Genomic DNA, 16,301 nt, shown 5'->3' on the forward strand with positions numbered 1-16,301 from the left:
GGATACAACTGGTGTTGTTACCGATTGACAATCGGAAACCGGTGGTCGCGGGCGGGTTATCCGGTGTTTTTCATCCCTGCCGCGATACCTTGCACCGTCAGGCGGAGCGTGCGCTTTTCGGTCTCCGTCAGGTGCGACTGGGCGAGTAAGCGGACCTGCAGGAGGTTCAGCGGGTCCACGTAGGGGTTCCGTCGTTCGAGGTTCTGTTCGAGCCAATCGCGTGCGAGGAGGCTATCACGGCCGGTGATCTCCAGCACGAGGTCGACCGTCTCCTCGTACTCCTCGCGGATGCGCGGGAAGATTCGCTCGCGCAGGTCGTCGTCGGCGAGGTCGGCGTACTCCTCGGCGATGCCCATCTCGGTGCGGGCAAGCGCCAGCGACGCGTTGTCGAGCTTCGTCCGGAAGAACGGCCACTCCTCGTACATCTGTTCGAGCGTCTCGATGTCGCCGCCGTCCTCCAGATAGGCGTTCAGCCCCGTCGCGATGGAGTACCAGCCGGGGATGATACAGCGGGCCTGCGTCCACGAGAACACCCACGGGATGGCCCGCAGGTCGTCGACGCTACGATCCTCGCTCCGGGAGGCCGGACGCGACCCCATGTTGAGGTTCTCGATGACCGTGATAGGCGTCGCCTGCTCGAAGTAATCGACGAAGCCGTCGGTCTCCAGCAGATCCTGATACTCGTCGCGGGCGGCGTCGGAGGCCGTCTCCATGGCCTCCATCCACTCGTCGGGAATCTCCTCGACGGGTTCGTGCATGGAGTTGTGCCGGGCCCGAACCTGCGCGTTGAGCATCTGTTCGAGGTTGCGCTCGGCGATGTCGTGGTTGGCGTACTTCTCGGCGATGGCCTCGCCTTGCTCGGTGAACTTGATCTGTCCGGTCACCGTCTCGTTGGGCAGGGCCAGCATCGCGTCGTTCATCGGGCCGCCGCCGCGGGAGATGGAGCCACCGCGACCGTGGAACAGGCGCATCTCGACGTCGTAGTCGTCGGTGATGTTCGCCAGTCGCTTCTGGTTGTTGTACAGCGACCAGTTGGCGGCGAGGAACCCGTTCTCCTTGTTGGAGTCGGAGTAGCCGAGCATGATCTCCTGGACGCCGTTGCGGGCCTCAAGCGCCTGCGAGTAGGCCTCGTTCTCGAACAGCGTCCCCATGATGCGGCGGGCACCGGAGAGCGCGTACTCCGATTCGAGCAGCGGGACGATATCGAGGCCGCAGTAGCCGGGCAGGTCGACGATGCCGACCTGGTCGGCGAGGAAGAGGACTTCCAGCACGTGACTGGACTCCTCACACCAGCTAATCGCGTAGGTGTCGATGGCGTCGACACCGAACTCGTTTTGCCAGTCGGCCGTCTCGCGGAAGCGACGGAGGACGCGGGCCGAGTCGTCCGAGAGTCCGTCGGTGTCTTCCGTGTCGATGACGGTGCCGTCCTGCAGGATGGCCTCGGTGAGGAACTCGACGCGTTCGTCCTCGTCCATCCCGGCGTAGTCGATGCCCTGTCGTTCGACGGCCTCCGCGATGGCGTCGGTGTGCATCTTGCGGTGGTCCCGCAGGTCCAGACTGGCAAGCGAGAAGCCGAACGTGTCCACCTTCCGGACGAGCGGGTCGACGTGGGACTCGGCGATGACCTCGGCGTCGTTGTCGCGGAGGCTCTCGGCGATAGCCCGGAGGTCCTTCAGCAGTTCCTCGGGCCCGTCGTAGCCGCCCTGTCGTACGTCGCTGACGCGCAGTACCGACTCGCGCATCAGTTTGAGCTTCTGGCGGTACGGCTCGTCGGGGTACCGTTCTTCGGCCTCGCTCGCGACGCCGGGCAGGCGCTCCTTGTGGTCGCGCAGTCGCTCGTCGAAGGTGGCGTCGGTCGTGATGTTCGAGGCGTCCTGACTCAGCACGCCGGAGAGCGACTTCAGACGGTCGCGGTAGAGCGGGAGAATCGTATCACGCTGTCGTTCCAGCGTCTCCTCGGTGACTTCCGGCGTGACGAAGGGGTTGCCGTCGCGGTCCGACCCGGCCCACGAGCGGAACTCGTACAGCCGCGGAACCTCGATGTCACCCTCGTACTCCTCGTCGAGGGCGCGTTCGAGTTCGTCGTACACCTCGTCGATGACGTCGAAGAGGACGTTTTCGAGGTACCACTGGACGTTGAGCGCCTCGTCGGTGACCTCCGGGCGGCGGTCACGGACCTGCGGCGTCTGCCAGAGGCTGGTGACTTCGGCGTCGAGGTCGCGCTCGATACGCGCCTCCTCGCGGTCGGTCAGTCGGATCTCGTCGAGCGCTTCGAGGTCGTTCGCGACCGAGCGGAGTTTGGCCTTGACCGTCTTCCGACGGGCCTCGGTCGGGTGAGCGGTAAAGGTCGGCTGGATGAGCACGTCGTCGAGCACGTCGGCGACCTCCTCGGCGTCTGCCCCTCGGTCGGAGAGTTTCTTCACCGCGTCGAGGACGCTGTCTTCGAGGACGCCCTCCTGACTCCCCTCCCGAATCTCGCGGACGCGCTGGCGCTCTTCTGCGAGGTTGATGAGTTCGAAGTAGGTCGTAAACGCCCGAGCGACGATGTCCTGCATCTCCGGGTTGAGACGGTCGAGGGTCTGTCCGACGTCCGCTCGTGTCTCGGAATCCCCGCGTCGGTACTCGATAGAAGCGGTCCGGATTCGTTCGACAATCTCGAACGCCTCGGTCGACGATTGTGCCTCGAGAACGTCACCTAGGAGTTCGCCCAACTCCCGCACGTCCTGGTTTATCTCTCTGGCGTGCAAAGTCATACCAGTCCCTCCCGAGTGGAGGCCTAAAACACTATTGAAACGGGGTGGCACAGCACCCTCGTCGTCCGTGTTCGTTCGTGACAGAATCCGACTCTCCGGCCGTCTACGAACCGAATTTGACAATTAGTTGTGGTATGGGGTCGAGTAGCGGCGGGTGCCGTGTCGCCACCCAACCTATCGCACACAAAGGAAGAATTATTTATACGTGTGGCGAGTGGGTTATAAGATAACGTACCTGGTCAATGATTGACATCGCCATGGACATGGAACAGTACGACTGCCCGTTCATCGACACGACGGCAGACCATGGGGTGGCATTCGCTGCCGTTCACTGGGAGTTCGACAGTGCAAACCGCGAACTGGAGACGCGGATGGTCGTCGAAGCGGACGACGGGGACGTGCTGGATACTGGCCTCGATGCGCTGCGGGCCCACACCAACATGAACGACGTCGCACTGCTCCGTCGGCAGGGCGAGGTGGCCCACGTCCGCACAGTCATCGAGGAGACGGCAGCGATGGAGACGATCCGGAACAACGGCGGGTACATCACCGGCCCGTTCCACATCGAAGCCGGGAGCGAGGTGTGGCACGTCGGGTTCGATAGGGGACGGGACGCCGACGACACCCTCTCGGAGCTGGACCGGGACAACGAGTTCGACGTCATCGAACGGTCGGCCGAAAGCCTCCCCCGATTACAGGACGTCGTCCAGAACGCCGGGGCGGCGATGACGCTCGTCGAAGGGTGTCGTGACCTCTCGGCGACGGAACGCGAGACACTGGAGGAAGCCGTCTCGTCGGGCTACTTCGAGAGCCCTCGCGACACGACGTTGGGGTCGCTGGCCGACGAGTTCGGCGTCTCGAAGCCGGCCGTCTCGAAGAACCTCCGGCGCGGCGAGCGCAAGATGATAGAGCGGGCCGTCGAAGCGCTCGAAGATATCGACTCCTGAACGACGCCCGCCGGCGTTAACATGTTAACGTCGGACACTATGGTTATCGTTCGTGTAGATAACTCCGTATGCGAGACAAAGTAACACGGCGTCGTGTTATCGGCTCGCTCGGGGTCGGTATCGCCGGTCTCAGCGGGTGCGTAAACGAGAGCGGAAGCGACGGCGGCGACGGTGGAGCCGACGGCGGCGACGGCAACTCCAGCATGACAGGCGACGGCACTGCCACGGGCGACGGGTCGGACAGCACGCAATCGGTCAGTATCGGAATGCTCCAGCCGCTCTCCGGGGACCTATCGTACTACGGCAAGCAGGCCCTCTGGGGCTTTCTCTCCGGCCTCGCGTACAAGGCTGGCGAGGACCCACCCACCGACACTAGCACCGGCCAACTGTCGATGACCGTCGGCGACGTCGAGTACACCGTCTACGTCCGCGACTCGGAGTTCAAAGCCGACGTGGCACAGACGGCCGCGACGAACCTCGTCGAGAACCAGCAGGTCGACATGCTGGCCGGGTGTTCCTCCTCTGGGGCGGCCAGTCGCGTCGTCACCAACGTGGCCAATCAGGCCAGCGTCCCGATGATGGTCGGCCCGGCGGCCTCGGCCGGCATCACGTCGAACAGCGAGACCTGTAGCGACCTCGTCTACCGCGCCAGCGAGAACACGGCCATGGACGCTCGCTCTGGCGGGAAGTACGTCGCCAACGAGACGGACGTCTCGACGGTGTACCTGTTCGGCGCGGACTACTCCTTTGGCCGGGCCGTCGTCAACAACTACGAGGCCGTCCTGCAGGACGAGGGCGTCGACATCGTCGGCAAGCGGTTCGTAGAGAGCGGCTACGCCGAGTGGGAAGGGTTGCTCGACAACGCCGAGGAATCGGGCGCCGAGGGCGTCGTCGGCGGGTTCACCGTCGCGACGCTCCCGAGCATGTTCAACGCCTTCCTCTCGGGGGAGTACTCCTACCGCGTCTTCGGGGGGTTCGCGACGCGCATCACCAACAGCGTCGTCGGCGGGACGATGCAGAGCGTGCTGGGCGAACCGCTCACGAAGCAGAAGATACGGAACTCCCAACTCGGGCCGTTCACGACCCGATACCACTGGAACCAGTACGACAACGACGTCAACGACGCCTTCGTCGACAGTTACACCAGCACCTACGGCGTCGTCCCGGACCTCTTCACCTCGGGGACGTTCACCGGCGCGTCGGCTATCCATCAGGCTATCACCGAGAGCGGGTCGACGGCCGGCGCCGACATCGCGGGCGCCCTGAAAGGCATGACCGTCACGGACACGCCGAAAGGCGAGAACGGCTACACCTTCCAGGAGTACAACAACCAGGCTCGCTCGGCGATGACCGTCGCGAACCCCATCCCGACCACCGACGAGTGGGCCGATAGCTGGGGTGCGGCCATCATGCCCGGCCAGCCACTCGCACGCATCGACGGGAGCGAGGCGACGATTCCGAGAGACAGCGACCAGATGGGTTGCTCGCTGTAACATGCTCCGTACGCGGGGACTGACGAAATCGTTCGGCGGCCTCGTCGCCGTCGACGACGTGGACTTCGAACTGGGGACCGAACTGTGCTCGCTCATCGGTCCCAACGGCGCCGGCAAGACCACGTTCTTCAACCTCCTCACGGGGGTACTCGAACCGACGGCGGGGACCGTCGAACTCCGTCGTGACGACGCGTGGGACGACATCACCGACGCGCCACCACACGAGACGGCCCAGCGAGGCATCCACCGCTCGTATCAGGTGACGAACGTCTTCCCGAACTCTACGGTGTTAGAGAACGTCCGCATCGCCGAGCAAGCCGCCGGCAACGACTCGACGGCGCTCTGGCGGAACGTCGACCACTTCGAGGCGTACGCCGAACGCGCCTACGCGAAACTCGACCGGGTGGGGCTGTCCCACCGGGCCGAAGAGGCCGCGAGTACGCTGAGCCACGGCGCCAAGCGGAAACTGGAGGTCGCGGTCGCACTGGCAGGCGACCCGGCGGTCCTCCTGTTGGACGAACCGAACGCCGGCGTCTCCTCGGAGAGCGTCGACGAGGTACGTGACCTCATCGAGGACGTCGCCGAGGACCACGCCGTCCTGCTGGTCGAACACAACATGGACATCGTGATGGACGTCTCCGAACGCGTCGTCGTCCTCCATCAGGGGGCCGTCATCGCCGACGGCCCGCCGGAGGACGTTCGGTCGAACCCGGACGTGCAGTCTGCGTATCTCGGCGGCTACGAACCGGGGAGCCTCGACGACGGCGCGGCGTCCGGGGACCCGGAGGGGGGATTCTCGTGAGTCTCCTCGAACTCGACGGCGTCCACGCCTACTACGGCGACAGCCACATCCTCGAAGGGGTCGACCTCTCGGTCGAGGACGGCGAAGTCGTCGCCCTCGTCGGCCGCAACGGCGTCGGCAAGACGACGACGCTCCGTTCGATTCTCCAGTTGACGCCGCCTCGCGAGGGCGATATTCGTTTCCGGGAGGCGTCGCTGGTCGGACTGGAGACCCACGAGGTAGCCCAGCAGGGCGTCGGGTGGATTCCCGAGGACCGTCGGGTCTTCTCGCAGTTGACCGTCGAGGAGAACCTCCGCGCGGCGATTCCCGAATCCGACGGTGTCTCTGACGGACTGGCACTCGCCTTCGACTCGTTCCCGATCCTCGAAGAACGCCGTCGACAGGAGGCCGGGACGCTCTCGGGCGGCCAACAGCAGATGCTCGCCATCGCCCGCGGCCTCGTCGGCGAGAACGACCTGCTCTTGGTGGACGAACCGAGCGAGGGACTCGCCCCGCAGATCGTCGCCGACGTCGCTGAGGCGCTGTCGGACGCAAGCGAGGACGCGACGATGCTCCTCGTCGAGCAGAACCTCCCGCTGGCGCTGGACCTCGCCGACCGGTTCTACATCGTCGACAACGGCCGCGTCGTAGACACTGGCGACGCCGACGCGGTGAGTGCCGACGACGAACGGTTCAGGAGGTACCTCTCGGCATGATTTTGGAAACGCTCGCGGACTTCCTCACCGTCTCCGAACTCGGGAGCGTGCTCGTCGAGGGCCTCGCGAAGTCCGCACTGTACGTGATGATCGCGAGCGGGCTGACCCTCATCTTCGGCCTGATGGGCGTGTTGAACTTCGCACACGGGTCGCTGACGATGGTCGGCGCGTACCTCGGCGGGCTGGTCATGGTCCTCACGGTCAGCCAGTCGACGGGACTGGTCGGCCGCCTCGGCCTCTTTTTCGTCGCCATCGTCCTCGTCTTCGGTGCGCTGACGCTGCTGGGCGGCGCCATCGAGACGACTATCATCAGACCGCTGTACGACCGCCCGCCGATCTACCAGATTCTGCTCACCTTCGGCCTGACGCTCGTCGTCGACGAAGTGGTCCGCATCGTTCTCGGTCTGTACGGGATGCAACCGCTCTCGGACTGGCAGGCGGCGCTTGCGACCAAGCCACAGTTGCTCCGGGAGCCGGCGGCGCTCGGCCCCATCGAGGTGCGGTGGCTCTCCGTCTTCGAGATTCTGCTCGGCGTGCTCACCGTCGCCGCCATCTGGGCGTTCCTCACGCGCACACGATACGGACTGTACATCCGCGCCGGCAGTGAGGACACGGAGATGGCGTCGGCGCTCGGAATCGACGTGCGACAGGTGTTCACCGTCGTCTTCGCGCTGGGTATCGGCCTCGCTGGCGCGGCCGGCACGCTCCTGATGTGGGACGTGGCGTGGGGCGCAAGCGTTCCCCTCGCCGCCGAGACGCTGCTGCCGGCGTTCATCGTCGTCATCGTCGGTGGCCTCGGCACGTTCCGTGGCACCGTCGTCGCCTCGCTCGTCGTCGGGATGACCGATTCGACGATGACGTGGTGGTTCCAGAACTACGTCACGTTCACCGGCCTCCCCGAACTGATGTTGTTCCTCGTGCTGGTCGTCACGCTCATCGTGCGGCCACAGGGACTGTTCGGCGTCGAGGAGGTGGGCGGCCATTAGCACCGACACCGACACCCAGTCCGCCGCCGTGACTGGGCTCGACTGGCCGACCGACTACCTCCGTGCGCACGTTCCACATCTGGCGATAGTGTCTCTGCTGGCGCTGTACCCCACCATATACCACCTGCTTGCGAACTCGCTGGGCCTCTACGAGGCGGAGATTCTCCTGCCGGGCGTGGAGACGATGACAGCCGTCCTGTACTTCGGCCTGTTCGCGATGTCGTTCGACTTCGTCAGCGGCTACACCGGCTACCTCTCTTTCGGCCACGCGGCGTTCTACGGCACCGGCGCGTACACGGTCATCCTCGTCGCGAACGGGGCCGTGCCGCTGCTCGGGCCGGGGACGCCGTTCGTCGTGTCGCTGCTCGTCGCCGGTCTTCTGGCGGTCCTGCTGGCGCTGGTCGTCGGCCTCGTCTCCTTTCGCCTCTCGGGAGTCTACTTCGCCATGATTACGCTCGGCTTCGCGCAGGTGCTGTACGTGTTCATCCGCGGGTGGGACTACGTAGCGTCGAACCCGCGGGACGGTCCGTCGGTGTCCTCCACCCACCCCGAGGGGTTCCAGCTAGGCGTCCCCGGCGTCGACCAGTTGAACGTCGCCATCGGCGTCCTCACCGGCGACGAAGTGACGATGCTGGGCCACACGCTCGGTGGCACCGCCGTCTCCTACTACGCCATCGGCGCGGTGGTCCTGTTGTGTTACTTCGCCATGCAGCGCATCATCCACTCCCCGTTCGGTCGCGTGATGATCGCCATCCGGGAGAACGAGGAGCGCGCCGTCGCCATCGGCTACGACACCTATCGCTACAAACTGGCGGCCTTCGCGGTCAGCGGCTTCTTCGCCGCCATCGCCGGCGGCCTGTTCGCCGGCTTCCGCCGCTCTGCCAGCCCCGAGAACTCCTTTTACTTCCTGACGACCGGTGACGCCCTGCTGGCGAGCATCATCGGCGGATTCGGCACCCTCGCCGGCCCGCTGTTTGGCCGCCTGTTCGACGAGACGGTTCGCGAGTTCCTCTCGAAGTCCGGACAGGGCGGCGGCCTCCTCCCGTACCTCCGGGCCGGTCTCGGCGAGGAGACGCTGTCGACCCCCGTCGTGGGGAACACGAGCCTCGGGACGCTCATCGACACCCTGCTCAACGGCCACGCGAGCCTCTACATCGGTATCGTGTTCGTCCTGTTCGTCCTCTACGTCCCAGACGGACTGCTCGGGACCGTCCGACAGCGCGTCGGCGGAAGGCTCGCGCACGTCTCGGCTGTGCGGTTCGGTGACGGGTCGACCGCGAACGCGACCACCGACGACGCGACCGGGGAGGAGGAATGACGGTTCACGTCACCGGTCTCGGAACGTACCTCCCGGACGTGGTCCTCACCGGCGCGGACGTCGCCGCTCGGACCGACATCCCCGAGGCGGTGGTCGTCGAGAAGATGGGTGTCAGGCAGAAGCACGTCTGTCCGCCCGACGAGGACCACCCCGCGGAGATGTGCGTCGCCGCCGCCGAGGACGCCCTCGCTGACGCGGCCCTCCGGCCCGACGAACTCGATGCGGTGCGCTATCACGGCAGCGAGTTCAAGGACTACGTCGTCTGGAACGCCGCCGCGGCCGTCGCCCACACCCTCGGTGCGGACGGCGCGTCGGCCACCGAGAGCTACGCCCTGTGTGCCGGCCTGCCCGTCGCTCTGCGGGAGGCCCGCGCACTGCTCGACGCGGACGCCGGGATGGACCGAATCCTGCTCGTCGCCGCCAGCCGCGAGGAGGACCTCGTCGACTACGACGACCCCGACACCTCGTTCATGTTCAACTTCGGCAGCGGCGCGACGGCGCTGGTACTGGAGGCGGACGTGCCGGACCGCGCGCTCGCTCGCGTCCGCGAAAGCGCCTCGCTGACGGACGGCAGCTTCAGCGAGGACGTGGTGATGCCGGCCGGCGGGACGCGGCGACCGCCGACCGAGTCCACCGTCGAGAACGGCGACCACGCGCTCCGCGTCCCGGACCACGAGCGGATGAAACGCCGCCTCAGTGAGGTGAGTCTGCCGAACTTCAGGCAGGTGGCCGACGAGGCGCTCGACCGCTCGGGCTACGACCGCGCCGACGTCGACTTCGCCGCCATCACACACATGAAGCGGTCCTTCCACGAGACGCTGTGTGAGAACTTCGGGCTCGGCCCGGACGACCACCTGTATCTCGACCAGTACGGCCACGTCCAGAGCTGTGACCAAGGGCTGGCGCTCGACGAGGCGCGTGACGACCTCACCGCCGGCGACGTCGTCCTCTGTCTCGCCGCCGGAACCGGATACACGTGGGCGGCCTCGGTGCTGGTGTGGTGTGCCTGACGACGTTCACATGGTAACGTTTCCCTTGAAAGGGGTTCCGTGACTATTCTACGATATGCCAGACGCGTACAACGACGGCGTCCGCCTCGCCTACGAACGCGAGGGACCCGTCGACGCCGAGACAGTGGTGTTCGTCGAGGGACTGGGCTACGGCCGGTGGATGTGGCGCTGGACCCGGCGGGCCGTCGACGACTACGAGACGATTCTGTGGGACAACCGCGGTACGGGTGCGTCCAGCGAACCGGAAGGACCGTACACCGTCGAGCAGATGGCGGGCGACCTCTCGGCAGTGCTGGACGACGCCGGCGTCGACGCGGCACACGTCGTCGGCGCGAGCATGGGCGGAATGATAGCCCAGCAGTTCGCGTTAGACGACGACCGCGCCGAGTCGCTGACGCTCATGTGTACGTCACCGGGCGGTCCCGACGCCGTTCCGGTGCCCGAGGAGACACAGGCGCGGATGTACGAGGTCCCCGAGGGCTACGACGAACGGGAAGCTATCCGGCACAAGATGGCCCCCGCCCTGACGGACGCGTTCGCCGACGAGAACCCCGACCTGATAGAGCGAATCGTCGACTGGCGACTCGACAGCGACGCCAGCGACCGGGCCAGAGAGTTGCAGGGCGCGGCCGTCGCCGAGTTCGACGTCTCGGACCGACTCGACGAGATTCGGCTTCCGGCGCTGGTTCTCCACGGCACCGCCGACCGCGTCGTGCCCGTCGAGAACGGCGAACTGCTGGCCGAGGGGCTACCCGACGCCGAGTTCCATCGGCTAGAGGGCGCACCCCACCTCCTGTTCGTCGAACGCGCCGAGGACGTGAACGACTACCTCACGGAGTTCTTAGAGGATGTCTGAGTTCGCCAGCGGTCCGCAGGAGTGGGTGGGCGCGTGGAGCGAGAAACGGGCCGCCCTGACGCCGGACCGCGACGGCCTCGTCGACGCGACGACGGGCGCTCGGTTCACCTACGCCGACCTCGACCGCCGGGCGAACCGGACCGCGCGACTCCTCCGGGAACACGGCGTCGAAGACAGCGGTCGGGTCGCCGTCGTCTCGCGCAACTGTCCCGAAGTCGTCGACCTGTTCTTTGCGACGGGCAAGACCGGCGGCGTCCTCGCACCGCTCTCACATCGCCTCGCGCCGCCGGAACTGGGTGAACTCCTCGAACGCGTCGACCCCGCGTTGCTCGTCGTCGAGACGCCGTTCCTCGCCGACGTGCGCGGGGCGATGGCCGGGACAGACAGCCTCGATACGGACGTGCTCGCTGTCGAGGCGAGCGACGGAGCAGGCGACGGGGACGACGTCGACGCGCCGACCTACGCCGAGTCCCTGCCGGCACCCGACTCACCCATCGAGACGGCCACGCTCTCGCCCGAAGACCCTCATCTGCTGCTCCACACCGGGGGGTCGACCGGGACCCCGAAGGAGACGGTCATCACTCACCGCGGCGTCGTCTGGAACTCGCTGAACACCATCACCGCGTGGGGTCTGCGCGACGGCGACGTGACGCCGATGGTGTTCCCGATGTTCCACACGGGCGGATGGAACGTCATCACGGTCCCGCTCTGGCACATGGGTGGCACCGTCGTCATCGCGCGGGAGTTCGACCCCGGCGAGTTGCTCCGCGTGATAGACGAGGAAGGCGGGTCGGTGCTGGTGGCGGTGCCGGCCGTCCTGCGGATGATGACCGACCACGAGCGGTGGGCGGACACCGATCTCTCTTCGCTCCGCTTTGCTAAGTCCGGCGGCGGCCCCTGTCGTCAGTCGGTGATGGAGACGTGGTGGGACCGCGGTATCGACCTCTCGCAGGGCTATGGCCTCACCGAGTGCGGCCCGAACAACTTCGCGATGCCCGAGGGGTGGCCCCGCGAGAAGGCCGACGCCGTCGGGACACCGGCGATGCACGTCGACGCGCGAGTCGTCGAGGACGGCGAGGCAGTCGAGACCGGCGCCATCGGGGAACTCCAACTGCGCTCGCCCCACGCCGCCGACGGCTACCTCGACAATCCCGACGAGACCGAGGCGACGTTCGGAAGCGGGTGGGTCGCGACGGGTGACCTCGCTCGCGTCGACGAGGACGGCTACTACCACATCGAGGGGCGAAAGAAAGATCTGTTCGTCAGCGGCGGCGAGAACGTCTATCCGGCGGAAGTCGAAGACGCCATCGCCGACTACGACGCCGTCGCCGAGTGCGTGGTCGTCCCCGTCTCCGACGACCAGTGGGGGCAGGTCGGGAAGGCCGTCATCGAACTGGCCGGGGGTGCCGAAGCGTTCTCGCTAGACGCCCTGCGCTCGTTCCTCGACGGCCGCCTCGCCCGGTTCAAACACCCCCATCACCTCGCGTTCGTCGACGAGATGCCGACGAGCGGCCCCGACAAGATAGACCGACAAGCCGTCACCGAGCGGTTCGGCGAGTGAGGTCTCGTTACCCGGTGGCGGCGACACCACCTAGTTACGTCGAGTACCGGGTACACTCATACCGACCGGCGCCGAAGTGTTAGCTGGCTATGGTTTCAGTGTCGAGCGTTCTCGTCGTCGGTGCGACCGGGAATCAGGGTGGCGCGGTCGTTGACCACCTCCTCGCCGCCGACACCGACTTCGAGGTGTACGGATTGACCAGAGACACAGACAGCGACGCCGCGCGCGCACTCGCGGCCCGGGGCGTGACGATGGTCGAGGGTGACCTCTACGACCCCGAGAGCTTCCGCGACCACGTCGCGGCCGTCGACGGCGTCTTCGCCGTCACCAACTTCTGGACCGAGGGGTACGACGGACAGGTCCAGCAGGGCCAGAACCTCGCCGACGTGGCCGCCGAAGAGGGCGTCGAGCAGTTCGTCTTCAGCGGCGTGGGCGGCCACGAGCGTGACACCGGCATCCCGCACTTCGAATCCGCGTGGGAGATAGAGCAGTACGCGCGGGACCGCGGACTCCCGATGACGGTCCTCCAACCGACGTTCTTCTACCAGAACCTGGAGGGGTTCGTCGAGAGCATCGTCGAGGACCGGACGCTCGCGTTCCCCCTCGAAGCGGGCGTGGGGTTGCAGATGGTCGACGTGGCCGACATCGGCCACGCCGCGGCCGTCGCCTTCGAACGGCCGGACGAGTTCGTCGGCGAGCGCTACGAACTGGCTGGCGACGAGAAGACGCTCGACGAGACCGCCGCACTCGTCTCCGAGGTGTCTGGCCTCGACGTCGAGGCGTATCACGTCCCCATCGACGAGGCCGCCGCCCAGTTCGGCGAGGAGTTCGCCGTCATGTGCGAGTGGTTCAACGAGGTCGGCTACGACGCCGACGTGGCGGCGCTCGAAGCGACGTTCGGCTTCGAGTTCACCGACCTCGAAACCTACCTCCGTGCCCACGGGTGGGAGGACAAGTCCGAGATGGACCAAGTGCCCGGGTGGGTCAAGGCGTCGTAGGTACCCTCGGGCCCCGTCTCGACGTCGACCTCACTCGACGCGCTCGACGCCGGCTATTTCGAACCTCGCCCCGCCCTCGGCGCTCTCGGAGAGGGTCACGTCCCACCCGTGGGCGTCGGCGATGCGGTCGACGATGGCGAGTCCGAACCCTGTCCCGTCGGGGTCCGTCGAGTAGCCGCTGTCGAAGACGGCCGCTCGCTCGGACGGGGGCACCCCCGGACCGTCGTCCTCGACGTAGAACCCCGTCCTGTCGTCCAGCGGCCCGACCCGGACGGCCACCGACCCGCCGGTGGTTCCGTCGTCGCCCTCCGTCGACTCGTCGTGTTCCACGCCGCCCTCGTGGTCCTGCGGGCGTGGCACGGTCGACCCGTGTTCGACGGCGTTCCGGAAGAGGTTCTCGAGCAGTTGTTTGAACCGACTCTCGGAGGCGTAGATGCGGCCGGTCGGTTCGGCGTGGAGGGAGGCCTCGCCCGTCTCGACGTTCTGCCAGCATCCCGCGACGAGACTCTCGACGTCGACCGGGTCCATCTCCTCGACGCTCTCGCAGCTCCGGGCCAGCGAGAGCAGTTCCTCGATGAGTTGGTCCATGCGGTCGAGCGCACGTCTCGCGCGCTCGAAGTGCTCCGTGGCGCCGGTCGACTCGGCGAGTTCGAGCGAGCCTTCGAGGACGCCGAGTGGGTTCCGCAGGTCGTGGCTCACGACGCTGGCGAACTCCTCCAACCGCTCGTTCTGTCGGGTGAGTTCTGCCTCTCGCTCGCGGAGGAGGGACTCGCGCTCGACTCGCTGGAGCGCCACGGTGAGCGTCGAGGTGAGGATGTCGACCAGCGCCCGGTCCGTCTCGTCGAAAGCGTTGGCTGCCGTGGCGGAGACGATGAACACGCCGTGGTCTGCGACCGGATACACGATGGCGCTCCCGGCCGGGGTGTTCCCCGCCAACCGGTCGTGGTCGGTCGTGTCCTCGATGTAGAGCGGGTCCGATCCCTCGAAGACCTCCCAGACCACCGAGGCGACGGGGTCGTCGCTGTCACGGTGGTACTCGGGTAACGTCTCGAACGCGGCGTTCATCGGCTCCGTCTCGGTCAGCAGTCGCAGTCGCTGTCCGTCCTCGCCCAGCGCGTGATAGCCGCTTATCTCGGCTCCGATGACGTCGTGCGCCGTGTCGACGGCGACCTGCGCGCTGTCTTCGACCGTCTGTGTCGTCATCAGCATCCGCGTCCGCCGCTGGACCAGTTCGAGGTTCTTGCGGTACTCCTTCCGTTCGGTGACGTCGCGAACCACGCAGATGAGGCCCCCGTCGTCGAGGCGCGTCAGCGACACCTCCTGCGGGAACGTCTCGCCGTCCGCTCGTCGTCCAGTGGCCTCGCCCAACCACTCGCCCGACGCTCGGAATTCGGGGAACACCTCGCGTTCGAACCGCTCGGCCTCCGCCTCGGAGTAGCACATGCGCCAGCTCTCGCCGAGGAACGCCGACGGGTCGTCGTACCCGTAGACGTCGGCGTGGGCCTGATTGGCGAACGCGTACTCGCCGTTCTCGTCGAGAATCGCCATGCCGTCGGTGGCCGACGCCAGGGCCTTCGATCGGGCCTCGAGTTGTTGCTGGCGCGCCTTGTGGTCTGAGATGTCGCGGCTACTCACGACGAACCGCTCCTCGCTTTCGGTGCTGATGCGCCGAAGGTGGACTTCGACGGGGAACGTCGACCCGTCGCTGCGCCGGAACTCCGTCTCCAGCTGGTGCCGGTCACCGTTGCCGAGTGAGTCCCAGACACGTTTGGCGGTGTCCGGGTCGGCGTTCACGTCGATGTCCCAGACGTGCATTCCGACCAGTTCGGACTCCTCGTACCCCAACTCCGCACAGAGCGTTGGGTTCGCGTCGACTATCCGACCGCCCTCGTCGTGGACGTTTATCATGTCCGGCGAGTTGTCGAAGAGGCTTTCCAGACGCGTGGTCGTCCGTTCGAGTTCCGTCCGTGTCTGCTGTGCCTGTATCGCGTGTGCGATGTCGTCCCCGAGTTCGGACAGGAGCGTCCGTTCCGAATCGTCGAAGGCACTCGGCCGGTCGGCGTAGACGGCGAGGAGGCCGTAGCAGGTTCCCTCGTACGACAACGGAATCGCGGCGACGGCGCGGAACCCGTGGGTCAATGCATCCTCTCGCCACGGTTCGAACGCCGGGTCGCGACGGGTGTCCTGCGAGACGGCTATCTGCCCCGTTCTGAACGCTCTGCCTGCCGGACCCTGTCCGGTCGGCGTCTCGTCGACAGTGATCGTCACGTCGTCGAGATACGAGGCATCGACGCCCGCCCAGTTCGTCGGTTCGATGGTCTCAGTCTCGGGGTCGTGCCGACCCACCCACGCGAACCGGTACGGCTCCGCGTCGCTGAGTAACTCACAGACGCGGCGCTCTATCTCCTTTCGCGAGTCGGCGCGGACCAGCGCCTGATTGACCCCCCTCATCACACGGCTCACACGCTTTTGCTCCGCCGCCCGCCGAGCAGCCCGGTGCTTCTCGACGGCGGTCCGTATGCGATCTGACAGCACCTCGTAGCGTTCGCTGCCGCCCTGGTTCCGCAGATAGGCCGTTGCACCCATTGTCATCGCCTCGCTCGCCACCGCCTCGGACCCGTCGGCGGCGAACAGGACGAACGGAAGGTCTGGATACGCTGTACGAACCGCATCGAGGAATTCCAATCCGTCGCGATTTGTCATCTCGAACGCCGAGACGACACAGTCGATAGTGGCCGCATCGAGTACTTCCATCCCCCCCGATACGGTCGTCGCCGTTCGGACGGAAAGCCGCCCATCGGTCCGCTCGAGCCGATTAGCCGTCGACTCCGCGAGTTGCGCGTCGTCATTCACGTAGAGGACGGTAACCCCGTCATCCATGC

The 16,301-nt window shown here is 66.4% G+C and carries 12 protein-coding genes; 10 read left to right on the forward strand and 2 right to left on the reverse strand.

Going from position 1 to position 16,301, the window contains the following annotated elements:
• Positions 1–56: 56 nt before the first annotated feature.
• Entirely contained in the window at positions 57–2,753 is a 2,697-nt protein-coding gene (gene ppc / locus G9465_RS11235; protein ID WP_166969976.1) for a phosphoenolpyruvate carboxylase, read from the reverse strand.
• 242 nt (positions 2,754–2,995) lie between these two features.
• On the opposite strand from ppc, the gene G9465_RS11240 reads away from it, so the two are divergent.
• The 10 genes from G9465_RS11240 to G9465_RS11285 all read left to right on the forward strand — a co-directional run bounded on the left by G9465_RS11240 (position 2,996) and on the right by G9465_RS11285 (position 13,419).
• Positions 2,996–3,700 (forward strand): helix-turn-helix domain-containing protein, encoded by a 705-nt coding sequence (locus G9465_RS11240; protein WP_166969978.1) that lies wholly within the window; start codon positions 2,996–2,998, stop codon positions 3,698–3,700.
• 68 nt (positions 3,701–3,768) lie between these two features.
• Entirely contained in the window at positions 3,769–5,193 is a 1,425-nt protein-coding gene (locus G9465_RS11245; RefSeq protein ID WP_166969980.1) for an ABC transporter substrate-binding protein, read from the forward strand.
• 1 nt (position 5,194) lies between these two features.
• A complete protein-coding gene (locus tag G9465_RS11250; RefSeq protein ID WP_166969982.1) occupies positions 5,195–5,995 on the forward strand; it encodes an ABC transporter ATP-binding protein in 801 nt (266 codons plus the stop codon).
• Positions 5,992–6,690 (forward strand): ABC transporter ATP-binding protein, encoded by a 699-nt coding sequence (locus tag G9465_RS11255; RefSeq protein WP_166969984.1) that lies wholly within the window; start codon positions 5,992–5,994, stop codon positions 6,688–6,690. The genes G9465_RS11250 and G9465_RS11255 overlap by 4 nt, the downstream gene beginning before the upstream one ends.
• Entirely contained in the window at positions 6,687–7,676 is a 990-nt protein-coding gene (locus G9465_RS11260) for a branched-chain amino acid ABC transporter permease (protein WP_166969986.1), read from the forward strand. The genes G9465_RS11255 and G9465_RS11260 overlap by 4 nt, the downstream gene beginning before the upstream one ends.
• A gap of 115 nt (positions 7,677–7,791) precedes the next feature.
• The gene (locus G9465_RS11265; protein ID WP_394353978.1) at positions 7,792–8,994 is read left to right on the forward strand and encodes a branched-chain amino acid ABC transporter permease; all 1,203 of its coding nucleotides are present in this window, start codon (positions 7,792–7,794) and stop codon (positions 8,992–8,994) included.
• Positions 8,991–10,004: a 3-oxoacyl-ACP synthase gene (locus G9465_RS11270; RefSeq protein WP_166969990.1), complete on the forward strand. Its 1,014-nt coding sequence runs from the start codon at positions 8,991–8,993 to the stop codon at positions 10,002–10,004. The genes G9465_RS11265 and G9465_RS11270 overlap by 4 nt, the downstream gene beginning before the upstream one ends.
• 55 nt (positions 10,005–10,059) lie before the next feature.
• Positions 10,060–10,860 (forward strand): alpha/beta fold hydrolase, encoded by an 801-nt coding sequence (locus G9465_RS11275; RefSeq protein WP_166969992.1) that lies wholly within the window; start codon positions 10,060–10,062, stop codon positions 10,858–10,860.
• Entirely contained in the window at positions 10,853–12,421 is a 1,569-nt protein-coding gene (locus G9465_RS11280) for an AMP-binding protein (protein ID WP_166969994.1), read from the forward strand. The genes G9465_RS11275 and G9465_RS11280 overlap by 8 nt, the downstream gene beginning before the upstream one ends.
• An 89-nt stretch (positions 12,422–12,510) precedes the next feature.
• Positions 12,511–13,419, forward strand: a complete 909-nt coding sequence (locus tag G9465_RS11285; protein WP_166969996.1) for an NmrA/HSCARG family protein — start codon at positions 12,511–12,513, stop codon at positions 13,417–13,419.
• 30 nt (positions 13,420–13,449) lie between these two features.
• On the opposite strand, the gene G9465_RS11290 is transcribed toward G9465_RS11285, so the two are convergent.
• Positions 13,450–16,299, reverse strand: coding sequence for a PAS domain S-box protein (locus G9465_RS11290; RefSeq protein ID WP_166969998.1), 2,850 nt, complete (start codon positions 16,297–16,299; stop codon positions 13,450–13,452).
• Positions 16,300–16,301: the final 2 nt, after the last annotated feature.

Source organism: Haloarcula sp. JP-L23, from assembly GCF_011602445.1.
GTDB lineage: Archaea > Halobacteriota > Halobacteria > Halobacteriales > Haloarculaceae > Haloarcula > Haloarcula pellucida.

Bases quoted from the DNA above. Each gene is read 5' to 3' on its own strand.
- G9465_RS11275 (WP_166969992.1), top strand. From the start codon at position 10,060: ATGCCAGACGCGTACAACGACGGCGTCCGCCTCGCCTACGAACGCGAG.
- G9465_RS11245 (WP_166969980.1), top strand. From the start codon at position 3,769: ATGCGAGACAAAGTAACACGGCGTCGTGTTATCGGCTCGCTCGGGGTC.
- G9465_RS11260 (WP_166969986.1), top strand. From the start codon at position 6,687: ATGATTTTGGAAACGCTCGCGGACTTCCTCACCGTCTCCGAACTCGGG.
- G9465_RS11250 (WP_166969982.1), top strand. From the start codon at position 5,195: ATGCTCCGTACGCGGGGACTGACGAAATCGTTCGGCGGCCTCGTCGCC.
- G9465_RS11290 (WP_166969998.1), bottom strand. From the start codon at position 16,299: ATGGATGACGGGGTTACCGTCCTCTACGTGAATGACGACGCGCAACTC.
- G9465_RS11240 (WP_166969978.1), top strand. From the start codon at position 2,996: ATGATTGACATCGCCATGGACATGGAACAGTACGACTGCCCGTTCATC.
- ppc (WP_166969976.1), bottom strand. From the start codon at position 2,753: ATGACTTTGCACGCCAGAGAGATAAACCAGGACGTGCGGGAGTTGGGC.
- G9465_RS11285 (WP_166969996.1), top strand. From the start codon at position 12,511: ATGGTTTCAGTGTCGAGCGTTCTCGTCGTCGGTGCGACCGGGAATCAG.
- G9465_RS11280 (WP_166969994.1), top strand. From the start codon at position 10,853: ATGTCTGAGTTCGCCAGCGGTCCGCAGGAGTGGGTGGGCGCGTGGAGC.
- G9465_RS11270 (WP_166969990.1), top strand. From the start codon at position 8,991: ATGACGGTTCACGTCACCGGTCTCGGAACGTACCTCCCGGACGTGGTC.